We start from the raw sequence: 16,889 nt of genomic DNA on the forward strand, positions 1-16,889 counted from the left end.
TAAGTATCTGTTTATTTGCTGAAATAAGGCTTCAGATTATCCCGGATACGGTCGAGAACGGTGGCGCCGGAGAGGTCCGGAACGAAATCCTGTCCGGTGATCGTCTCGTAGGCCTCGATATAGACCCTGGAGGTCTGCTCGACGAGGTCGGCCGGGATTTCCGGCACCGGATCCTTGTAGGGGTCGCAGCGCTCGGTCACCCAGGCACGCACGAAATCCTTGTCGAAGCTCTTCGGCCGCGCGCCGGTTTCAAAACTCTCGGCGTAGCTTTCGGCGATCCAGTAGCGGCTGGAATCCGGCGTATGGATCTCGTCGGCGAGCACGATGCGGCCGCTCTGGTCCGTGCCGAACTCGTATTTCGTGTCGACGAGGATCAGGCCGCGTTCGGCGGCGCGCTTTTGGCCGCGGGCAAAGAGCGCCAGCGCGTAGCCGGACACGGTGTCCCATTGTTCGTTGCTCAGCAGGCCCTGAGACAGGATGTCGCCGGCCGAGAGCGGCTCGTCGTGGCCGCCGTCGAAAGCCTTGCTGGTCGGCGTGATGATGGCCTCGGGAAGCTTCTCGTTGTCGCGCATGCCGTCCGGCAGCCGGATGCCGTACATGGCGCGCTCGCCGTTGCGGTACTTGGTGAGGATCGACGTGCTGGTCGTGCCGGCGAGATAACCGCGCACGACGATCTCGACCGGCAGGATGTCGAGCCGCTGGCCGATGACGACATTCGGGTCCGGATAGTCGAGCACGTGGTTCGGGCAGATGTCGGCGGTTTCCTCGAACCAGTAGCGCGCCGTCTGCGTCAGCACCTGGCCCTTGAACGGGATCGAGGTCAGGATGATGTCGAAGGCGGAGAGCCGGTCCGTCGCGATGATGATGCGCCGGCCGTCCGGCAGGTCGTAGTTCTCGCGCACCTTGCCCTTGTAGCGGTTCGGCAGTTCAGGAATATGGGCATCGGACAGAACGCGGAAACTGCTCATCGAACCAGGGCTTTCCTCATGAGAATTGAGCCGAACGCTAAGCAGGCCGCAGGGCACCGGTCAAGCCGCAAGGACCGGGTTTCCGGCATTTCCCTATGCGGTTAAGTTCCATAATCTATCTTATGCGATCTTTGCCTGTAGCCGCAAAGTTGGAATGGCCCGCCCTTTTGTGGGTTGGGTCTGGACGAACGCCGTGTCATCGCACGGATGCATGAAAGGAAGATCAGGCTGCAGCGAGCGACGCAGGCATGGTCCCTATGCGGCGGCGACGTCCGCTCGAGCGTCCATGTAGGCCGATGGATTTGGCTCGTTTTTCATCATCGCCTTTCGCCACGCCTCCTGCTCGGCGTTTATCAGCGCCAGCTCCCAGACACAGGCGATAACAGGTCTTTTCACCGTGTCCATCGGCTCGGAGGCGGCATACAGCTTCCGATAGATATGCTGACACAGCACCGATCCTTGTATCCACCAGTGAGCTGAGATGGAAACACCAAGTTCACCAGGATGGATGATCACGAAACCCATGCCATTGTCGTCGCCCTCGTCCGCAACACGCGGGAGAACGTCCTGCCGCACGAACGACTGCCCCAGGGCCACCATGGCTTTGTCGATCTTCCTGTTGTCCGCGACAAGGCCGTAGACTTTAAGCTTGAGGCCACCGATGGCCCATTGGCCCAAATTTGAAACATCGCGAGGACGATAGATCTCGATTGTTCCAGAATTCATTGGCTTCACTCCATTCGACTCAAGGGTGCCAATCGGTCGCCAATTGTAAAGGCAGACGGGCGCAATATGTGGTGGTCGGGCCTTTCCTGTTCGATGGCACACGTCCGACATGCGCGGCTCGAAGGCGCCGGTCCGGCAATATCACAAACAAGTGAAATATGCCGCAAAACATCAGCTGCCGGCCGTATCCCTCTATTTTCGTGTGAAAATCAAGTATTGCAATGAGCCGGTTCTCCGCGGCCGTCGGGCACCAGTCTCTTTCCAGTTTCGAGCGCTACGCTACCCTCTTGATCGGAAAAGGAGTGTGCGCCATGAAATTGCCTGCCGCCGTGTTCCTTTGCGTTTCCCTTACCGTCCTACCGCCGTCTGCGGCTATCGCCGACGAGCCGGTCGACACCGTGCAATCGGTCATCCAGCAGCAGATCGCCGCCTTCCTCAATGACGATGCGGCGGCGGCCTATTCTTTCGCCTCGCCGACGATCCGCGGCAAGTTTCCGTCCGAGAGCCAGTTCTTCGACATGGTGAAGCGCGGCTACGCGCCGGTCTACCGGCCCGGCAATTTCGCCTTCGGCCGCGCCAAGGTCTCCGGCGACACCGTCGTGCAGGAGGTGCTGATCTCCGGCTCCGACGGCAAGGACTGGACGGCGTTCTATCAGGTGGTGAAGCAGCCCGACGGCAGCTACAAGATCAACGGCGTGCACATGGTGAAGGCCGCACCGGGCTCCGCCATCTGACGCGTCTTGTGAGTTAACGGCTCAGCCCCGGTTGGCCGCCTCGCCGCGCGCCCAGCCTTCCTGCGTCTCGGCCATGAAATCGGCGTAGCGGCCCGCGTCGATCGCCGCGCGGATGCCGGCCATCAGGTCCTGGTAATAGGCGAGATTGTTCCAGGTGAGCAGCATGCCGCCGAGCGCCTCGTTGGCGCGCACCAGATGGTGCAGATAGGCCCGCGAATAGTCGCGCGAGGCCGGGCAGGATGACTGCTCGTCGAGCGGCCTCAGGTCTTCCGCATGGCGGGCGTTGCGGATGTTGATCCGGCCATGGCGGGTAAAGGCGAGCCCGTGGCGCCCGGAGCGGGTCGGCATGACGCAATCGAACATGTCGATGCCGTGGGCGACCGACTTCAGGATGTCGTCCGGCGTGCCGACGCCCATCAGGTAGCGCGGCTTCTCGACCGGCAGATGCGGGCAGGTCGTGTCGATCATGTCGAGCATGACCGCCTGCGGCTCGCCGACCGCGAGCCCGCCGATCGCATAGCCCTTGAGGTCGAGCCCGGCAAGCGCCCTGGCGGAATTCACGCGCAGGTCCGGAACGTCGCCGCCCTGCACGATGCCGAACATCGCCCTGCCCGGCTGGTCGCCGAAGGCACGCTTGCAGCGCTCGGCCCAGCGATAGGACATCTCCATGGCCCGCTCGATCTCCTTCGGCTCGGCCGGCAGCCGCACGCATTCGTCGAGCTGCATCTGGATGTCGCTGCCGAGCAGGCCCTGGATCTCGATGGAGCGCTCGGGCGACATGTGGTGCAGCGAGCCGTCGACATGGCTCTTGAAGGTGACGCCCTGTTCGTCGAGCTTCCTGAGACCCGACAGCGACATGACCTGGAAGCCGCCGGAATCGGTAAGGATCGGATAGGGCCAGCGGATGAGGTCGTGCAGGCCGCCGAGGCGGGCGACGCGTTCGGCGCCGGGCCGCAGCATCAGGTGATAGGTGTTGCCGAGGATGATGTCGGCGCCGAGGTCGCGCACCTGGTCGAGATACATGGCCTTGACCGTGCCGACCGTGCCGACGGGCATGAAGGCCGGCGTGCGGATCGTGCCGCGCGGCATCGAGACCGCGCCGCGGCGGGCTTTGCCGTCTGTCGCAAGCAGCGTGAACTGGAACGTGTCGCTCATTCAGGTCTTCCGGAAAAGCAGGCTGGAATCGCCGTAGGAATAGAAGCGGTAGCCGGTCTCGATCGCATGGGCATAGGCACCGCGCATGGTCTCGAGGCCGGAAAACGCCGAGACGAGCATGAAGAGCGTCGATTTCGGCAGGTGGAAATTGGTCATCAGCGCATCGGCGGTGCGGAAGCGGTAGCCCGGCGTGATGAAGATGCCGGTGGCGCCCGACCAGGGGCGGATCGTGCCGTCCCGGTCGGCGGCGCTTTCGAGCAGCCTGAGCGACGTCGTGCCGACCGAGACGATGCGCCCGCCCCTCGCCCTGACCGCGTTGAGCGCCTCGGCCGTCTTAAGCGAGACATGGCCGATTTCCTCGTGCATCACGTGGTCGCGTGTGTCGTCGGCCTTGACCGGCAGGAAGGTCCCGGCGCCGACATGCAGCGTCACGAAATGGCGCTCGACGCCCCTGGCATCCAGCTTTTCGAAGAGCGCGCCGGTGAAGTGCAGGCCGGCGGTCGGCGCGGCGACGGCACCTTCCTCCCGCGCGTAGATCGTCTGGTAGTCGCGCCGGTCGGCCGCATCGTCATGGCGCTTTGAGGCGATATAGGGCGGCAGCGGGATATGGCCGACGTCGGCGATGGCGCGGTCGAGTTCCGGGCCGGAGGCCTCGAAGGCGAGCGTCACCTCGCCGCCCTCGCCCTTTGCCTCGACGGTCGCCGCGAGTGTCGCATCCGCGCCGAAGAGGACGCGATCGCCCGCCTTTATGCGCTTGCCGGGCCGGGCGAAGGCCTTCCAGCGATCGGCGGCGACCCGCATGTGCAGCGTGGCGGAGACCGGCTGGCCGCCGGCCCCGTCCCTGACCCGCACGCCTTCGAGTTGCGCGGGAATGACGCGCGTGTCGTTGAAGACCAGTGCATCGCCGTCGCGGAGGAAATCCGGCAGGTCGCCGACGTGGTGATCGGCATAGGGCGAAGCCGCATCCGGGCGCACGACGAGCAGCCGCGCCGCCTCGCGCGGAGACGCCGGGCGAAGGGCGATCCGCTCTTCCGGAAGCTCGAAATCGAAAATGTCTACGCGCATGGACGGGGCTTCGTGGGGTGATCGCGATGGCGATAGCGCATCGCCGCAAAAAGGCAAACCCGCCCCGTTGCAATCCTGCACCGGAGCGGGTTCCGGAAGACGGTCGGATCAGGCGTCCGCGGCGACCTTCATGGAGACGATCGTGTCCGGGTCGCGCACCGGCTCGCCGCGCTTGATCTTGTCGATGCTCTCCATGCCCTCGACCACCTGGCCCCAGACGGAATACTGCTTGTTGAGCCAGGGCGAGTCGGTGAAGCAGATGAAGAACTGCGAGTTCGCCGAGTTCGGCATCTGGCTGCGGGCCATCGAGCAGGTGCCGCGCACGTGGCTCATGTTGGAGAATTCGGCCTTGAGGTCCGGCTTGTCGGAGCCGCCCATGCCGGCGCGGCCCGGGTTGAAGTCCTTGCCGCCGGTCTTGCCGTACTGCACGTCGCCGGTCTGCGCCATGAAGTCCTCGATGACGCGGTGGAAGACGACGCCGTCATAGGCGCCTTCGCGCGTCAGTTCCTTGATGCGCGCGACATGGCCGGGCGCGAGGTCCGGCAGGAGCTGGATGACCACGCGGCCCTTGCTGGTCTCCATGATGATCGTGTTTTCCGGATCCTTGATCTCGGCCATGGTTTTCTCCTTGTTGAACTCGTTATTTGCCGACGGTGACCTTGATCATCCGGTCGGGATTCTCGACGGCGCCGTTGTTCGCGTCGTCGCCGCGCTTGATCTTGTCGACGTTCTCCATGCCCTCGACCACCTGGCCGACGACAGTGTACTGGCCGTTCAGGAAGTCGCCCGGCGCGAACATGATGAAGAACTGCGAATTGGCGGAGTTCGGATCCTGCGAGCGCGCCATGCCGACCGTGCCGCGCTCATAGGGCACGTCGGAGAATTCCGCCGGCAGATCGGGCTGGCTGGAGCCGCCCGTGCCGGCCGCCTCGGGCTTGAAGCCCTCTTCCATGTCGCCGTTCTGCACGTCGCCCGTCTGGGCCATGAAGCCCTCGATGACGCGGTGGAAGGCGACATTGTCATATTCGCCGGCAGCCGCCAGCGCCTTGATGCGCTCGACATGCTTCGGTGCCACATCCGGACGAAGCTGGACCACGACCGGGCCGTCCTTGAGCTGGATGGTGAGGAAATCCTCGTTCGACTGCGCGCCGGCGCTTGCGACGGAGGCAAGGAACAGGGCTCCCGCAATGGCTGTCTTCAGGAATTTCATGGTGGCTCCGTTTCGTTGAAAGACCGCTCGGCGACCGGGCTTCAGGGCCTGCGTTTCGCCGCGAGCGCATGGAGGACCGCCTTCGGCACGAAGGCGCTGACGTCTCCGCCCATGGCCGCGATCTGGCGGACCAATGTGGCGGTAATGGGCCGCGAGGCGGTGCCGGCGGGCAGGAAGACGGTCTGCACGTCCGGCGCCATCTGGCGGTTCATGCCGGCCATCTGCATCTCGTAGTCGAGGTCGGTGCCGTCGCGCAGGCCCCGGATCAGCAGCGTCGCACCGTGGTCGCGCGCCGCATCGACGACCAGCCGGTCGAAGGAGACGACGGTGACGTCGTCCCGCCGCGCCGGCAACGCCTCGCCGATCGCCGCGCGGATGAGTTCGGCCCTCTCCTCGAAGGAAAAGAGCGGCGCCTTGCCGGGATGCACGCCGATCGCAACGACCACGCGCGGAGCGACATGCAGCGCCTGCACGAGCACGTCGATATGACCGTTGGTGATCGGGTCGAAAGAGCCGGGGTAGAAGGCGATCGTCATGGCGGTTTCCGTTTGCCGCCTTTTGTCATGCCGGACCGTTTAAGGCAAGCGTCGCGGGCGCCGGCGCATTGCGGCCACCCTGCCCTGCGGCATTCGCTCAGGCGAAGCCGATGAAGGCCGGCTGCACCTTCCGGTCGCTGCCGTAGTCGCGTGCATAGGCCGTGCGGCCGAGGTCGCGGCGGGCCGCGGATGCCGGATCGGCACGTGCAACATCCACATAGCCGTCGGGCGCCGTGCCGGTGTCAGCCGTCTTTACGTTTCCGTCGAGCATGGTGGCGAGCAGCGTGAACATGGTTTCTCCTCCGGACGGCCAGCAAACGGCGGCGATGCGATCCGGTTCCTCGATACTGCGCCGGGACTTGAGAAATCGTTAACCATGACGGACCGCATCCATATCCCCGGATGCTGGGCGACGAATGTCACACGCGTAAGACAGGGCGGAGCCGCAGCTCCGCCGGGTCGGACGGGCGCCCGCCGGACGGCCGGCGCCCGGACGGCGTCACAGGTCTTCGCTGCAATCCGTGATTTCGCAGGTCTGGTCCGTCGTCGCCCGCTCGGCGCATTCGCTGAGCGCGCGATCCACCGCGTCGTCCCGGCTGTCGTAATTGTAGCTGTAGCCGTAGGTGCCGTCCTCCGAGACGGCGACGCAGCCCCACGCGAGAGCCTCGACGGTGGACGTGGCAAGAACGAGGCTTGTGAGGACGGGAACGAGGAGCAAAGCGCGGTGACGCATGAGTGTGGCTTTCGAAAGAACCGGCAATATCGCCGGCCTCCGAAATGTAGCGGCAAAGAATCCTGCGCGGTAGCGGCATCCGCAGGGCCGTTCGGGAATTTCACAGCCGTGGCGCCCGGTAGTAGAAGCATCCGACGCCGGGCGTGCCGGAATCGGTGCATCGCCGCCAGATTTTTGTGATTGCGCCCGCGGGTCTACGCCCCGCCCCGGCTGGCCGGCCGGCCGCAAGCGGCTTGACATCAATTCTAAAGCGATTATTTTAAAATTACCATTTTAGAAAGGGCTCGACCGTGGCGAGACATTTGGAATTCGACGAAGACGCAGTGCTGACGTCGGCCATGCGGGCGTTCAGGAAAGACGGATACCAGCGCAGTTCCATCAAGATGCTGGAGCAGGCGACCGGTCTTTCGTCGGGCAGTCTCTACAACAGTTTCGGCGGCAAGGACGCGATCTTTCAGCGCGCATTCGCGCATTATAACGAAACGGTCGTGAAAAGGCGCATCGACACCTATCTCGCCGGGCGTCCGGCAAAGGAAGGGCTGACGGCCTTGTTCGTTTCGCTGTTGGACGAACCCGGCGGCGGCTCCGTCGGCTGTTTGCTGACCAATTCAGCGGTAGAATTCGCAGGCGGCCCGTGTCCCGCCGAAGCCGATCTTAAACATGGTTTTGCGCTGTTGCGCAGCGCGTTCGAAGAAAGCCTCGTCTCGCTTCCTGCAGCGAACGCCGAAAGAGCGGCCTCGGACGCCTTGCGCCTGCTGGTCTTCTACCAGGGACTTCTCGTGATGATTCGCGGCGGCGCCGACAAGGCCGACCTTCGCAAGGTTATCGCCCATGAAATCGAAACCATCATTGGAGACATCAATGCTTGAAGAAAGCTGGAGGCGCTATTCCAGGACATGGTCCATGCCGGCGCCCGAACGTGACACCGAATTGCGTGAACTCGTCGCCGACGAGGTGACCTACACCGATCCGACGACGGCGATTTCGGGCAGAGAGACGTTTTCAGGCCATATGGCGAATTTTCAGCAGTCGATGCCAGGCTGCTTTTTCGAGATCCTGAGCGTGAACGGGCATCACGGCCAGACGCTCGCGAGCTGGCGGCTCGTGGGCGGCGACGGGGCGGAGCGCATGCGCGGCACCAGCTATGCGCGTCTCGCCGATGACGGACGCTTTGCCGCATTCACCGGCTTCTTCTGATCTCCTCCGCCATGCCGCGCCCAGCCAAACCTGAGATCGTTGCCTGGCTCGAGGGTGAGCTGGCTCCGCTCGGCGGAGTCAGCGCAAAACGCTTTTTCGGCGGATGGGATCTGCGGCAGGACGGCGGTCAATTCGCCATCGTCATGGAAGGAACGCTCTACCTGAAAGTCAATGACGACTTGAGAGCGCGCCTGCTTGGCGAAGGCGGCAGGACCTTCCGCTACGACAAGACCCAAAGCACCGTGACCGTCGCCAAATATGTAAGCGTCCCTGAAACGGTGCTGGACGACCCGGACACATTGCGAGACCTGGCGCGGGAGGCAATTCGCGCATTCTGCGGGACATAACGCCCGATCAACAACGGACATCAACGGAGATGATGATGGCTCAGTCAAAACCGGGAACGATCTTGCTCGTCTGCACGTCGCATGAAGCGCTTCAGCCTTCTGAAGGTCTTAAACCTGGCGGCCTTCACACGGCCCGCTTCAGACACGGATTGGCCGAGAAGTATCGGGGACTATCGCGCCACAGAGGGAAATCGGCGGCCAATGGCGGATGGGGTGGGATTCGAACCCACGGTAGACTCTCGCCTACGCCGGTTTTCAAGACCGGTTCCTTAAACCACTCGGACACCCATCCATCTATTTGAAAAGATTTGATTTTCCTTCCCTTCGGAAAACCTGAAAACCGGCATTTGCTACCGATTTGCTACCCTTTCATTCGGTGGCTGGCTTTTTAGCAGCTTTGATCGCAGCGTCAACTTGCTCCGCGGCGTTCGCTTGCATGCCGGGCATGACGTGGCTGTAGAGGTCCAAGGTGATGCCGATTGTGGAATGACCGAGGCGCTCGCTGGCGATCTTCGGATGCACGCCGGCTGCCAAGAGTTGCGTTGCATGGGAGTGCCGGAGATCGTGAAATCGGATGTTCGGAAGCGATGTCTTCGCAATCACGCGGGTCCACTCGTGCGTCAGGGAAACGGGCTTCAGCGGGCGCCCGTCGAACTGCGCGACGACGAACGAATTCTCGTCCGGCCGGAGACCGAGGCGAAGCTGTTCCTCAGCCTGCGCGAGTCGGTGGCGGTTCAGTTCGGCGACAACGGTGGAGGATAGTGCCACGGTGCGCGCCTTGCCGCTCTTCGTCTCTTTGTATCGGACTTCTGTGCCGACCTGCTCCGCACTGGTGCGGACGGCCATGACGGCGTTCGTCAGGTCGATGTCCCGCCAGCGCAGGGCGAGGATCTCCCCTCGCCTCAAGCCACACAGCCCCGCCAGGAGCGCCGGCACGAAGACACGGCTCGATCGAAGCTCGTCCAGCATGACACCCGTCTGTGAAGCGCTGTAGGCCTCCATGGCCGTTCTTTCGACCTTGGGCGGCCGGGTGATGGCAACGGGATTCTTTTTCAGCAAGTCCCATTTCAGCGCTTGATCCATCGCCGTCAGCATGACGCGCCGGCAGTGGTGCACCGTGCGAGGTGACAGACCGCCCTTCCCGTCTCGTCGTCCGCTTTCCAGCAATTGCGACCACGCTGCATCGATCTTCGACGCCGTGAGCTTGTTCAGCGTGACGTTGCCGAGGATCGGCGCGACGTTTTTCAGAAGTAGTTCCTCATAGCGCTGGTGTGTCTTTGGCGAGACGTTCGCCTTTTCGTGCTGGAGCCAGCGGACGAAATATTCCCGCACCGTCGTTTTCGCCGGCTCGATATAGCTGCCGCCGTCGAGTTCCGCGATTAGGCGCGCGCATTCCGTCTCGGCTTGGCGCTTCGTCCCATGAAACGTGTGCCACTTCCGGCGGCGCTTCCCGTCGCTCGGAACGTCAAGGACAATTGCCCATTTGCCGGGGCTACGTTCGGTGATGTGGCCTTTCACAGGGATTCCTCGTCAATGTAAGGAGGGTACGGCACTGGAGTGGATTGAAGCAGATCACCATACGCTTTTATGAAGGCTGGAACGATTTCTGTCGGCTGCGCTCCCTTGCTGACAAGATTCTGCTCTTCGAGCTGGCTCACCAAGTCATCGAACGAGTGGGAAAGGCCTAAGCCGACGAGCGCACCAACCAAAAGGTCCTTGGAAACTTGGTTCAAAGCAGCATCGTTAGCTGTGTCCTGGCTCGCGGCAATGTAACTCTCTAGATCGAACAACGACTGATACAACACCGCTGCAAGTCCATAAAATCGTTCATCAAATTTTAGCCCTCGGTCGCAGAGACGTCGCACGGCGTCCGCTCTTGTCCCCACCCTGTTTGCGAACCTCCATTCATCGATTGCCTCGAGCTCGTCGGGCGAGATGAGCATGTGCAGGCGCTCGGTTTTCTTTTGACCTGTCTCGTTTTTCACTTATGCATCCTTTTTCGGGGCCATATGCACCATATGCGCATATTGAGTTGCGCTCAATGTTAAAATGTGTAGTGTGGTTAATGCGCAATATGTGCATATGGAGGTTTAGTTGACCCTTGATGAAGCCCTTGCCCGCCCGACTATACCGGTCCCCGACGCGGGCGCATTGTTTTACGGCCTTGGCCGTAATGCCGCGTACGCTGCCGCCAAAAATGGCGACATCGAAACCATCAAAGTTGGAGGACGCATCGTCGTTCCCGTCGCACCGCTGGCCGCTAAGCTCGGCTTGCGATCGAAGTTCGGAGCAACGGCATGAAGTTCGCCGCACGCTCCAAAAACGAAAATGGCCCGGCAAGCGTTGGCGCGCTTCCGGACCTCGGATCAATCCCTACCCCTGCAAAGGATCGAGAAATGAACAAGGAAAGCAATACCATCACGAGCGCCGCAACGCCAGTCCTGACCCGCCGCTCCATTCTTGGCGGCCTGGCCATGGCTTCCGTTCCCGTCACCGGGTCCGCTGCGCTCGTGGCAACCGAGACGCCAGTGCAAACGGTCGACCGCTTGGCGAATGAACTTTCCCACGCCCTTGCCGGATATGCCGGAGGCGAGATGCATGCCACGGTATGGCCGGCCGGTTCCGGCCGCGGCGTGCAGCTCACAGTTACACATTTTGAAACCGAGGACGACAAAGACGCCTTGCTGAACCGCGCGCACCACCACGCCAGCGAGCTTACGGACCTTATGGAGCGGATCAACCCTGATCGGGCATGGCGCTACCATATCGACGCGCAAGCCTCTTTCGCGCTCGTCTGTGGCGACAGGCTGGAGGAACGCGCATGAGGGAGGATTCTCTCCAATCTCTCCGCACGCTGGCGGCATCGACTACCAATCTGTCGGATGAGGTCGCAAACGCCGCGGACAGTCTGGCCATGGCCATGCACCGCGTCCACGGGGGCAACTGGCGTGTCCAGGTCGATCATGAATGCCGGTTCGCCCTGATCGCCTATGGCGGCGACAGCGTGCCTCACGACCAGCGGAGGGCGGTAGCATGACGAAAACTGTCACCATGATCGATGTTCTGGCCGACGCGGAGAACCTCGTGCGACTTCTCGATACCGTCTTGGAAGTGATCGACCGCCGCGCCTTTGTTGGGGACGGCGTTCGTGACGAGAATTTGATGCGAGCTGCGTCGTTGACATGGATTGCCCGCGACATGGCCGCGAAGATCGTCAACGACTTCGATGTGGAAGCCGAGCCCGTGATCAAGACCATGAGCGACGGAGAAATCTTGAAGCTCGGTCAAGAAGTGGTAGCACTTTGCGAGCGGTTTGATCGCTGCCGGAAAGACCTGGAGGGCCGTCAATGATGGCCCACACTCCCCAAGAGCATCAGCACAGCGCCGCGGTCGAGGAGGCCGCGCGCTGGCTCGCTGACGAGCAAGAGCCGCCCCGTCCTATCGTTCCCGTCTTGCGGTCGAGGTTCGGCCTCAGCGCCCTAGAGGCGACGGAAGCGGCGGCAATGGCCGATAGCTTCAGGCCGCATCGGAGGGCACAGGTTTGAGCGATGCCCTTTCCCAAGCAGAAGTGCAAAGCTTCACCTCGTGGAAGCTGGACATTATCGATGCCATGTCCTGCGATGCCCAATTGGACGACATCGATTTCCGTGTAGCGTTCCGCATGATGCAGCACGTCAACGCCAAGACGAGGGATGCGCACCCCTCGTTGGAGCGTCTTGCGGCGCAACTAGGCGTGCATCGCGATACTGTCATGCGCAGCCTTAACCGAATGTGCGATCCTAATGGCGGACGGCAATGGCTTAGCAGAAGGCGCAACAGCCGAATCGAATCCTACTGTTACAGCTTCGTGACCGACCGCCTGAACGCCGTCATTGATGGCAAACTGCAGCGCGAAGATCAGGCAAGGGAAACGGCACAGCAGCGTCGGCGCCAGAGGCTCGAAGTTGCACGTAAGCAACCTCGCGACGTTGCACCGCTGCAATCTCCCGAAGTTGCAAATGTGCAATCTCCCGAAGTTGCACCGCTGCAACCCAAACACCTTACTGAGAACTACCTTAATAGAACACCTTCAGATTCTTGCTCTGACGGTAGAGAGGTTACGTATCCGCGAGGGATCATCCCATCGAACGAGTCCGACTTCGGTTCATGGATCAGCAGAAACATTCCAGATCCCACCAAACACCGTGAAGCCCTCAGGCTGTTGCACGAGCGCAAGATGACCCCGGAAGTTCTCAGGAGGATGGCAGCATGAAAAAGGATCAACTCGATCTCTTCACCTGGGCAGACAATCGGCCTTCGGCCCAAGTCATCGATCTCGTGCCCATCATCGTGCGGAATATGCCGGAGGTCGATCCGCAGTACCCGGAGCCGGCGAAGCTGTACCGGCCGGAGTTTGAACGGAAGCGAGGCGCGGCATGAACGAGCGAGTGGAAAGCCAAGACATCATCGTTGTCCCCCATCAGGATTACATCGCGTTCCGCGTCTTCGATGACACGGTTTGGATCAGCCAAGAGGACGTCGAGGAAGGCCAAGTGACGATTACGATTGCAGGTCGGGAAAACCTCGATCTCGTTATCAGCGCGCTCCAGAAGGTCCGGGAGGCGTGGGCATGAGCAACGTCACCATCATCCCTACGCCGCTGGCTAAATCGGCTGCCTGCCTTGAAACGGCAAGAGACCATGCCCGCAACGTAGCCCGTCAGATCATCCCCACAGCGATGTTTGACGGGCTTCCACCACAAGACGCCATGGCAAAGGTGGACCAATCCCTGGAGCGGCTACGGAGCTATCTCCTCAGCAACGGCGCGAACTCCGATGATGTGGCCCGTATCATCCCCCTCATGAAGCTGGAAGCCGTCATCGAGGCTCGGAACATCGCGGCCCTTATGACAGAAGACGGGGGAACCGCATGACCTCAGAACCCGAACTCCTCATGGGATACAAACCCATTGCCCGCTTCATGGGAATGACACCCCGCCAAGTATCGTGGGCGGCGCAAAACGGTAGGCTACCGATCTTCTATCTTGGCGAGGGCCGAAAGCCATGCGCACGACCTGAAACACTCCGCAAATGGCTGGTCGATGCTGAGCAGAAAGCAGCAGAAGAACGGGAAAAGGCGACTGTGAAGGGCAGGAAGCCAGCCCAGTGAACCCATTGAAATCGCTATATTTTCTGGAGCGCGAGGCTTGAAAAGTGCTTGCGTTCCATTTCATTTGCGGTACTGTCATCGAAGGTTGACATAAACGCTAAGGATTTGAGGCCATGGCAGACGGACGGTTTATCTCGTATTTGCGCGTCTCAACGGAACGCCAAGGCCGGTCTGGTCTCGGTCTTGAAGCGCAGCGGCAGGCGGTTGCTGACTTCCTCAACGGCGGCAACTGGACGCTGGTCCAAGAGATTGTCGAGATCGAAAGCGGCAGCAAGGACAACCGGCCCAAGCTTGCGGAGGCCATGGGACTGTGCCGGCTTCACGGCGCCACGCTCGTCATTGCCAAGCTTGATCGCCTGTCCCGTGACGCTGCATTCCTTCTCAGCCTGCAAAAGGCTGGTATCCGGTTCGTTGCGGCCGATATGCCGGAAGCGAATGAAATGGTTGTCGGCATCATGGCTGTCGTCGCACAGGCCGAACGGAAGATGATCAGCCAGCGCACCAAGGCAGCCCTTGCAGCGGCCAAGGCACGCGGTCAAAAGCTTGGAGGCTTCAGGGGTAGCGTGATATCCGATGACGCTCGCAAGGCTAGCCAGGAGGCCCGGAGGGCCAAAGCCAGTGCCCGTGCGGCCGATCTCATGCCGGTCATTGACGAGATCAGGGCATGCGGCGTCACAAGTGCAAATGGCATCGCTACGGCCCTGACGTCGAAGGGCATACCTACGGCACGAGGCGGGTCTGTATGGACGGCCTCACAGGTGCAGCGCGTTCTAGCCGTCGTGTAAAATCAACGTCTTGGCGCGCTACGGCACAGCAGCGCCCATCGCGTTGTTTCCCGGATTGAACTGCCTGCGATCTAGCGGCAACTGTCTGGGCCATGACCCAAACAAGCCGCCATATCGCCCCCTCGTCTCGCACCGCTCGTTCTGCGGTTTCGAATGGTTCGCGCCTTGTTCAAGGCGTGGACGGCAGGAGCGCCCCCGCACGGCGCTTCCGTGATCTCGTCTATCAGTTCAGTACCGAGCTTGGCGGCGATGCTGTCATGTCCGAACCCATGCGCGCCATGGTCCGACAGGCCGCTGCCGTAGCCATAGAAGCCGAGCGTATGCAGACCGCCATCCTTCTAGGCGAGGATGTGGACACCGACGAACTGGTGCGCATCTCCAACGTCCTGCAACGCCTGATGAACGGCCTGAAGGCCAAGGCGACGATTGCCAAGGCTGGCTTGCGCACCAGTTCCAGCAACAGCCTACGGGACAAGCTCCTGGCCAACAAGGCAGCTGCCTGATGAACGAGCAGCCCCGCAACGATGTCTTGGCCCTCCCGTTTCCGCCCCTGTCGCAAGAGGCGGCGCCCGCTGTGCTGCTGGAAAGCATCATGGCCTTGCGCTTTGAAATCCTCCCCCTTCACAAAGGGGTGGTACGAGCCACCATGGGTTTGCCCCCGCAATGGTCCGAGCCCTACAGCGGAATGACGCCGCAGCAGTTTGACGACCTTCTGACGCGGATCGATCAGCGCCTTGCCGAGGCATGGGTTGCCATTCATAGGCTCACTCAGGAGCCGGCATGACGAACCCAGTCACTATCGAAGATGCCATGACGGACGCTGATGCTTTCGGGAGCCTGTTCAGCGGCTCGTCGTGGCTCGCATGGCGCGCTGTGCTCAAAGCTGCGTATGCCCTTCCCTTGACGACTGAAGAGCGTTCGATCTTCGATCAGGTGGCTGGAGGTCGCGAACCTCCCCAACAGCGCGTGCGTGAATTGTGGCTCGTGGTCGGCAGGCGCGGCGGAAAGGACTCTGTTGCATCCCTGATCGCGGCGTTTGTCGCAGGCATTGAGGAAGCGCACATTGGCCGGCTACGTCCCGGCGAACTGGCGACCATCGCATGTATCGCCAGTGACCGGGACCAGGCAAAGATCGTGTTCCGATACATCAAGGCGATGTTGGCAGAACATCCCGACCTTGCCGACCGCATCGTGACGGACACTGCCAACACGCTGACTCTGGACAACGATTCCGAGATCATCGTCAGCACCAACAACTTTCGATCCAGCCGAGGTAGGGCTTACCTCGCAATCATCCTTGATGAAGTCGCGTTCTACCGGGACGAGAACAGCGCCAGCCCTGACACCGAGCTTTTCCGCGCTCTTGTGCCTGGCATGGCCACGCTGGCACCTGAGAGCATGGTGATTGGCATCAGCAGCCCGCACAAGAGCAAAGGGTTGCTCTTCGATAAGTTCGCCAAGCACTTTGGCGAGAACGATGACCGCGTGCTTGTCATTCAGGCGCCAAGCCTGACGATGAATCCGACCCTTGATCCGGCCGAAAGAGACGCGGCTTTTGAGGAAGATCCTGAAGCGGCAAGCGCCGAATGGGATGCACAGTTTCGCAGCGACCTCGCTGACTTCATCAGCCGCGAGCTGGTGGAAGCCGCAACGGATCGTGATGTTGTGGTTCGTCCCCGTCTTGACAGGGTGAGATATCACGCCTTCGCGGACGTAGCCGGCGGGACGGGCAAGGACAGTTTCACCGCTGCCATAAGCCATGCCGAGGGCAACAACGTGGTCTTGGATGCGCTCATCGAAGTGCGGCCACCCTTCAGCCCGAACGCTGCGGTGGAACAGGTTGCAGCACTGGCAGCTGAATACGGTTGCACGTCGATCGAGGGCGACAGGTACGCGGCTGGTTTCACTGTTGACGCCTTCATGCGCGCCGGTCTTCGCTATGTGCCTGTCGAGAAGGATCGGAGCCAGCTCTACCTTGAAGCGCTCCCGCTGTTTTCTTCCGGGCGTGCGCGGCTACTCGACCACAAGAAGCTGGCCAGCCAATTCGTCTCGCTGGAACGGCGCACCGTCTCATCCGGTCGTGACAAGGTGGATCACCCCAAAGGTGGCCATGACGATCTGAGCAATGCCGCTGCCGGCGCGCTGGTAGCCGCTCGCCAGAAGCGTGGCATGTCGATCAGCGCCGAAGCCGTCGCCGCATCGGCCGCGACAGTCAACCCGCGTGCCTTCCCCATGGCCGGCGCCGGCTTCTCCCAACAGCACATCAGACATTGAAAGGAACTGTC

Annotated in this window: 28 protein-coding genes and 1 tRNA gene; 17 read left to right on the plus strand and 12 right to left on the minus strand. The window is 61.7% G+C overall.

Translation table 11 applies throughout. The features are described 5' to 3' along the window. Positions 1-11 precede the first annotated feature (11 nt). Together LXM94_RS01785 and LXM94_RS01790 are read right to left on the minus strand one after the other, a co-directional pair. Positions 12-968: a phosphoribosylaminoimidazolesuccinocarboxamide synthase gene (locus LXM94_RS01785; RefSeq protein WP_235769434.1), complete on the minus strand. Its 957-nt coding sequence runs from the start codon at positions 966-968 to the stop codon at positions 12-14. A 255-nt stretch (positions 969-1,223) separates the two neighbouring features. After that, a complete protein-coding gene (locus LXM94_RS01790) occupies positions 1,224-1,694 on the minus strand; it encodes a hypothetical protein (protein WP_235769435.1) in 471 nt (156 codons plus the stop codon). Between the two features lie 311 nt (positions 1,695-2,005). Here LXM94_RS01790 and LXM94_RS01795 point away from each other — a divergent pair, with 311 nt between their 5' ends. Then, complete coding sequence (locus tag LXM94_RS01795) at positions 2,006-2,428, plus strand: DUF4864 domain-containing protein (protein ID WP_235769436.1); 423 nt, start codon at positions 2,006-2,008, stop codon at positions 2,426-2,428. A gap of 21 nt (positions 2,429-2,449) precedes the next feature. Here the strand turns inward: LXM94_RS01795 and tgt are convergent, their stop codons facing one another. The 7 genes from tgt to LXM94_RS01830 all read right to left on the minus strand — a co-directional run bounded on the left by tgt (position 2,450) and on the right by LXM94_RS01830 (position 7,127). Further along, positions 2,450-3,583, minus strand: a complete 1,134-nt coding sequence (gene tgt / locus LXM94_RS01800) for a tRNA guanosine(34) transglycosylase Tgt (protein WP_235769437.1) — start codon at positions 3,581-3,583, stop codon at positions 2,450-2,452. Further along, positions 3,584-4,648 (minus strand): tRNA preQ1(34) S-adenosylmethionine ribosyltransferase-isomerase QueA, encoded by a 1,065-nt coding sequence (gene queA, locus LXM94_RS01805; protein ID WP_235769438.1) that lies wholly within the window; start codon positions 4,646-4,648, stop codon positions 3,584-3,586. Between the two features lie 108 nt (positions 4,649-4,756). Further along, complete coding sequence (locus LXM94_RS01810) at positions 4,757-5,266, minus strand: peptidylprolyl isomerase (RefSeq protein WP_235769439.1); 510 nt, start codon at positions 5,264-5,266, stop codon at positions 4,757-4,759. Positions 5,267-5,288: 22 nt separating this feature from the next. Further along, positions 5,289-5,858, minus strand: a complete 570-nt coding sequence (locus LXM94_RS01815; protein WP_235769440.1) for a peptidylprolyl isomerase — start codon at positions 5,856-5,858, stop codon at positions 5,289-5,291. Between the two features lie 41 nt (positions 5,859-5,899). Continuing rightward, the gene (coaD, locus tag LXM94_RS01820) at positions 5,900-6,394 is read right to left on the minus strand and encodes a pantetheine-phosphate adenylyltransferase (RefSeq protein ID WP_235769441.1); all 495 of its coding nucleotides are present in this window, start codon (positions 6,392-6,394) and stop codon (positions 5,900-5,902) included. A 97-nt stretch (positions 6,395-6,491) separates the two neighbouring features. Beyond that, complete coding sequence (locus LXM94_RS01825) at positions 6,492-6,686, minus strand: hypothetical protein (RefSeq protein ID WP_235769442.1); 195 nt, start codon at positions 6,684-6,686, stop codon at positions 6,492-6,494. A gap of 207 nt (positions 6,687-6,893) precedes the next feature. Continuing rightward, positions 6,894-7,127, minus strand: a complete 234-nt coding sequence (locus LXM94_RS01830) for a DUF4189 domain-containing protein (protein WP_235769443.1) — start codon at positions 7,125-7,127, stop codon at positions 6,894-6,896. 302 nt (positions 7,128-7,429) lie between these two features. Here LXM94_RS01830 and LXM94_RS01835 point away from each other — a divergent pair, with 302 nt between their 5' ends. From LXM94_RS01835 to LXM94_RS01845, 3 genes are read left to right on the plus strand one after another with little or no spacing between them, the layout of a single operon-like run. Beyond that, a complete protein-coding gene (locus LXM94_RS01835; protein WP_235769444.1) occupies positions 7,430-7,996 on the plus strand; it encodes a TetR/AcrR family transcriptional regulator in 567 nt (188 codons plus the stop codon). Then, a complete protein-coding gene (locus tag LXM94_RS01840; RefSeq protein WP_235769445.1) occupies positions 7,959-8,324 on the plus strand; it encodes a nuclear transport factor 2 family protein in 366 nt (121 codons plus the stop codon). The genes LXM94_RS01835 and LXM94_RS01840 overlap by 38 nt, the downstream gene beginning before the upstream one ends. A gap of 11 nt (positions 8,325-8,335) precedes the next feature. After that, complete coding sequence (locus tag LXM94_RS01845) at positions 8,336-8,671, plus strand: TfoX/Sxy family protein (RefSeq protein ID WP_235769446.1); 336 nt, start codon at positions 8,336-8,338, stop codon at positions 8,669-8,671. 202 nt (positions 8,672-8,873) lie between these two features. Here LXM94_RS01845 and LXM94_RS01850 read toward each other — a convergent pair. From LXM94_RS01850 to LXM94_RS01860, 3 genes are all read right to left on the minus strand, one after another. After that, positions 8,874-8,963 (minus strand) — tRNA-Ser (locus tag LXM94_RS01850). A 77-nt stretch (positions 8,964-9,040) separates the two neighbouring features. Next, complete coding sequence (locus tag LXM94_RS26115) at positions 9,041-10,189, minus strand: tyrosine-type recombinase/integrase (protein WP_235769447.1); 1,149 nt, start codon at positions 10,187-10,189, stop codon at positions 9,041-9,043. Then, complete coding sequence (locus LXM94_RS01860) at positions 10,186-10,656, minus strand: hypothetical protein (protein WP_235769448.1); 471 nt, start codon at positions 10,654-10,656, stop codon at positions 10,186-10,188. The genes LXM94_RS26115 and LXM94_RS01860 overlap by 4 nt, the downstream gene beginning before the upstream one ends. Before the next feature lie 109 nt (positions 10,657-10,765). Here LXM94_RS01860 and LXM94_RS01865 point away from each other — a divergent pair, with 109 nt between their 5' ends. The 13 genes from LXM94_RS01865 (at position 10,766) to LXM94_RS01930 (ending at position 16,878) form a co-directional block, all read left to right on the plus strand. Further along, positions 10,766-10,972, plus strand: a complete 207-nt coding sequence (locus LXM94_RS01865) for a DNA-binding protein (RefSeq protein ID WP_235769449.1) — start codon at positions 10,766-10,768, stop codon at positions 10,970-10,972. Further along, the gene (locus tag LXM94_RS01870; RefSeq protein ID WP_235769450.1) at positions 10,969-11,496 is read left to right on the plus strand and encodes a hypothetical protein; all 528 of its coding nucleotides are present in this window, start codon (positions 10,969-10,971) and stop codon (positions 11,494-11,496) included. Before LXM94_RS01865 ends, LXM94_RS01870 begins: the two co-directional genes overlap by 4 nt. After that, on the plus strand, positions 11,493-11,708 hold the full coding sequence (locus tag LXM94_RS01875) for a hypothetical protein (protein ID WP_235769451.1): 216 nt from the start codon (positions 11,493-11,495) through the stop codon (positions 11,706-11,708). The genes LXM94_RS01870 and LXM94_RS01875 overlap by 4 nt, the downstream gene beginning before the upstream one ends. Further along, positions 11,705-12,022: a hypothetical protein gene (locus LXM94_RS01880; protein WP_235769452.1), complete on the plus strand. Its 318-nt coding sequence runs from the start codon at positions 11,705-11,707 to the stop codon at positions 12,020-12,022. Before LXM94_RS01875 ends, LXM94_RS01880 begins: the two co-directional genes overlap by 4 nt. 190 nt (positions 12,023-12,212) lie before the next feature. Then, complete coding sequence (locus tag LXM94_RS01890) at positions 12,213-12,923, plus strand: helix-turn-helix domain-containing protein (RefSeq protein WP_235769453.1); 711 nt, start codon at positions 12,213-12,215, stop codon at positions 12,921-12,923. Then, the gene (locus LXM94_RS01895; protein WP_235769454.1) at positions 12,920-13,090 is read left to right on the plus strand and encodes a hypothetical protein; all 171 of its coding nucleotides are present in this window, start codon (positions 12,920-12,922) and stop codon (positions 13,088-13,090) included. Before LXM94_RS01890 ends, LXM94_RS01895 begins: the two co-directional genes overlap by 4 nt. Further along, entirely contained in the window at positions 13,087-13,284 is a 198-nt protein-coding gene (locus LXM94_RS01900) for a hypothetical protein (RefSeq protein ID WP_235769455.1), read from the plus strand. The genes LXM94_RS01895 and LXM94_RS01900 overlap by 4 nt, the downstream gene beginning before the upstream one ends. Continuing rightward, positions 13,281-13,583, plus strand: a complete 303-nt coding sequence (locus LXM94_RS01905; protein WP_235769456.1) for a hypothetical protein — start codon at positions 13,281-13,283, stop codon at positions 13,581-13,583. Before LXM94_RS01900 ends, LXM94_RS01905 begins: the two co-directional genes overlap by 4 nt. After that, positions 13,580-13,819, plus strand: coding sequence for a hypothetical protein (locus tag LXM94_RS01910; protein WP_235769457.1), 240 nt, complete (start codon positions 13,580-13,582; stop codon positions 13,817-13,819). The genes LXM94_RS01905 and LXM94_RS01910 overlap by 4 nt, the downstream gene beginning before the upstream one ends. A gap of 113 nt (positions 13,820-13,932) precedes the next feature. Next, positions 13,933-14,604: a recombinase family protein gene (locus tag LXM94_RS01915; protein WP_235769458.1), complete on the plus strand. Its 672-nt coding sequence runs from the start codon at positions 13,933-13,935 to the stop codon at positions 14,602-14,604. A 92-nt stretch (positions 14,605-14,696) separates the two neighbouring features. Continuing rightward, on the plus strand, positions 14,697-15,107 hold the full coding sequence (locus LXM94_RS01920) for a hypothetical protein (RefSeq protein WP_235769459.1): 411 nt from the start codon (positions 14,697-14,699) through the stop codon (positions 15,105-15,107). Continuing rightward, positions 15,107-15,388, plus strand: coding sequence for a hypothetical protein (locus tag LXM94_RS01925; protein WP_235769460.1), 282 nt, complete (start codon positions 15,107-15,109; stop codon positions 15,386-15,388). The genes LXM94_RS01920 and LXM94_RS01925 overlap by 1 nt, the downstream gene beginning before the upstream one ends. Then, complete coding sequence (locus tag LXM94_RS01930; protein ID WP_235769461.1) at positions 15,385-16,878, plus strand: terminase; 1,494 nt, start codon at positions 15,385-15,387, stop codon at positions 16,876-16,878. Before LXM94_RS01925 ends, LXM94_RS01930 begins: the two co-directional genes overlap by 4 nt. The last annotated feature ends 11 nt before the right edge of the window (positions 16,879-16,889 follow it).

Source organism: Rhizobium alarense, assembly GCF_021555155.1.
Classification (GTDB): domain Bacteria; phylum Pseudomonadota; class Alphaproteobacteria; order Rhizobiales; family Rhizobiaceae; genus Rhizobium_D; species Rhizobium_D alarense.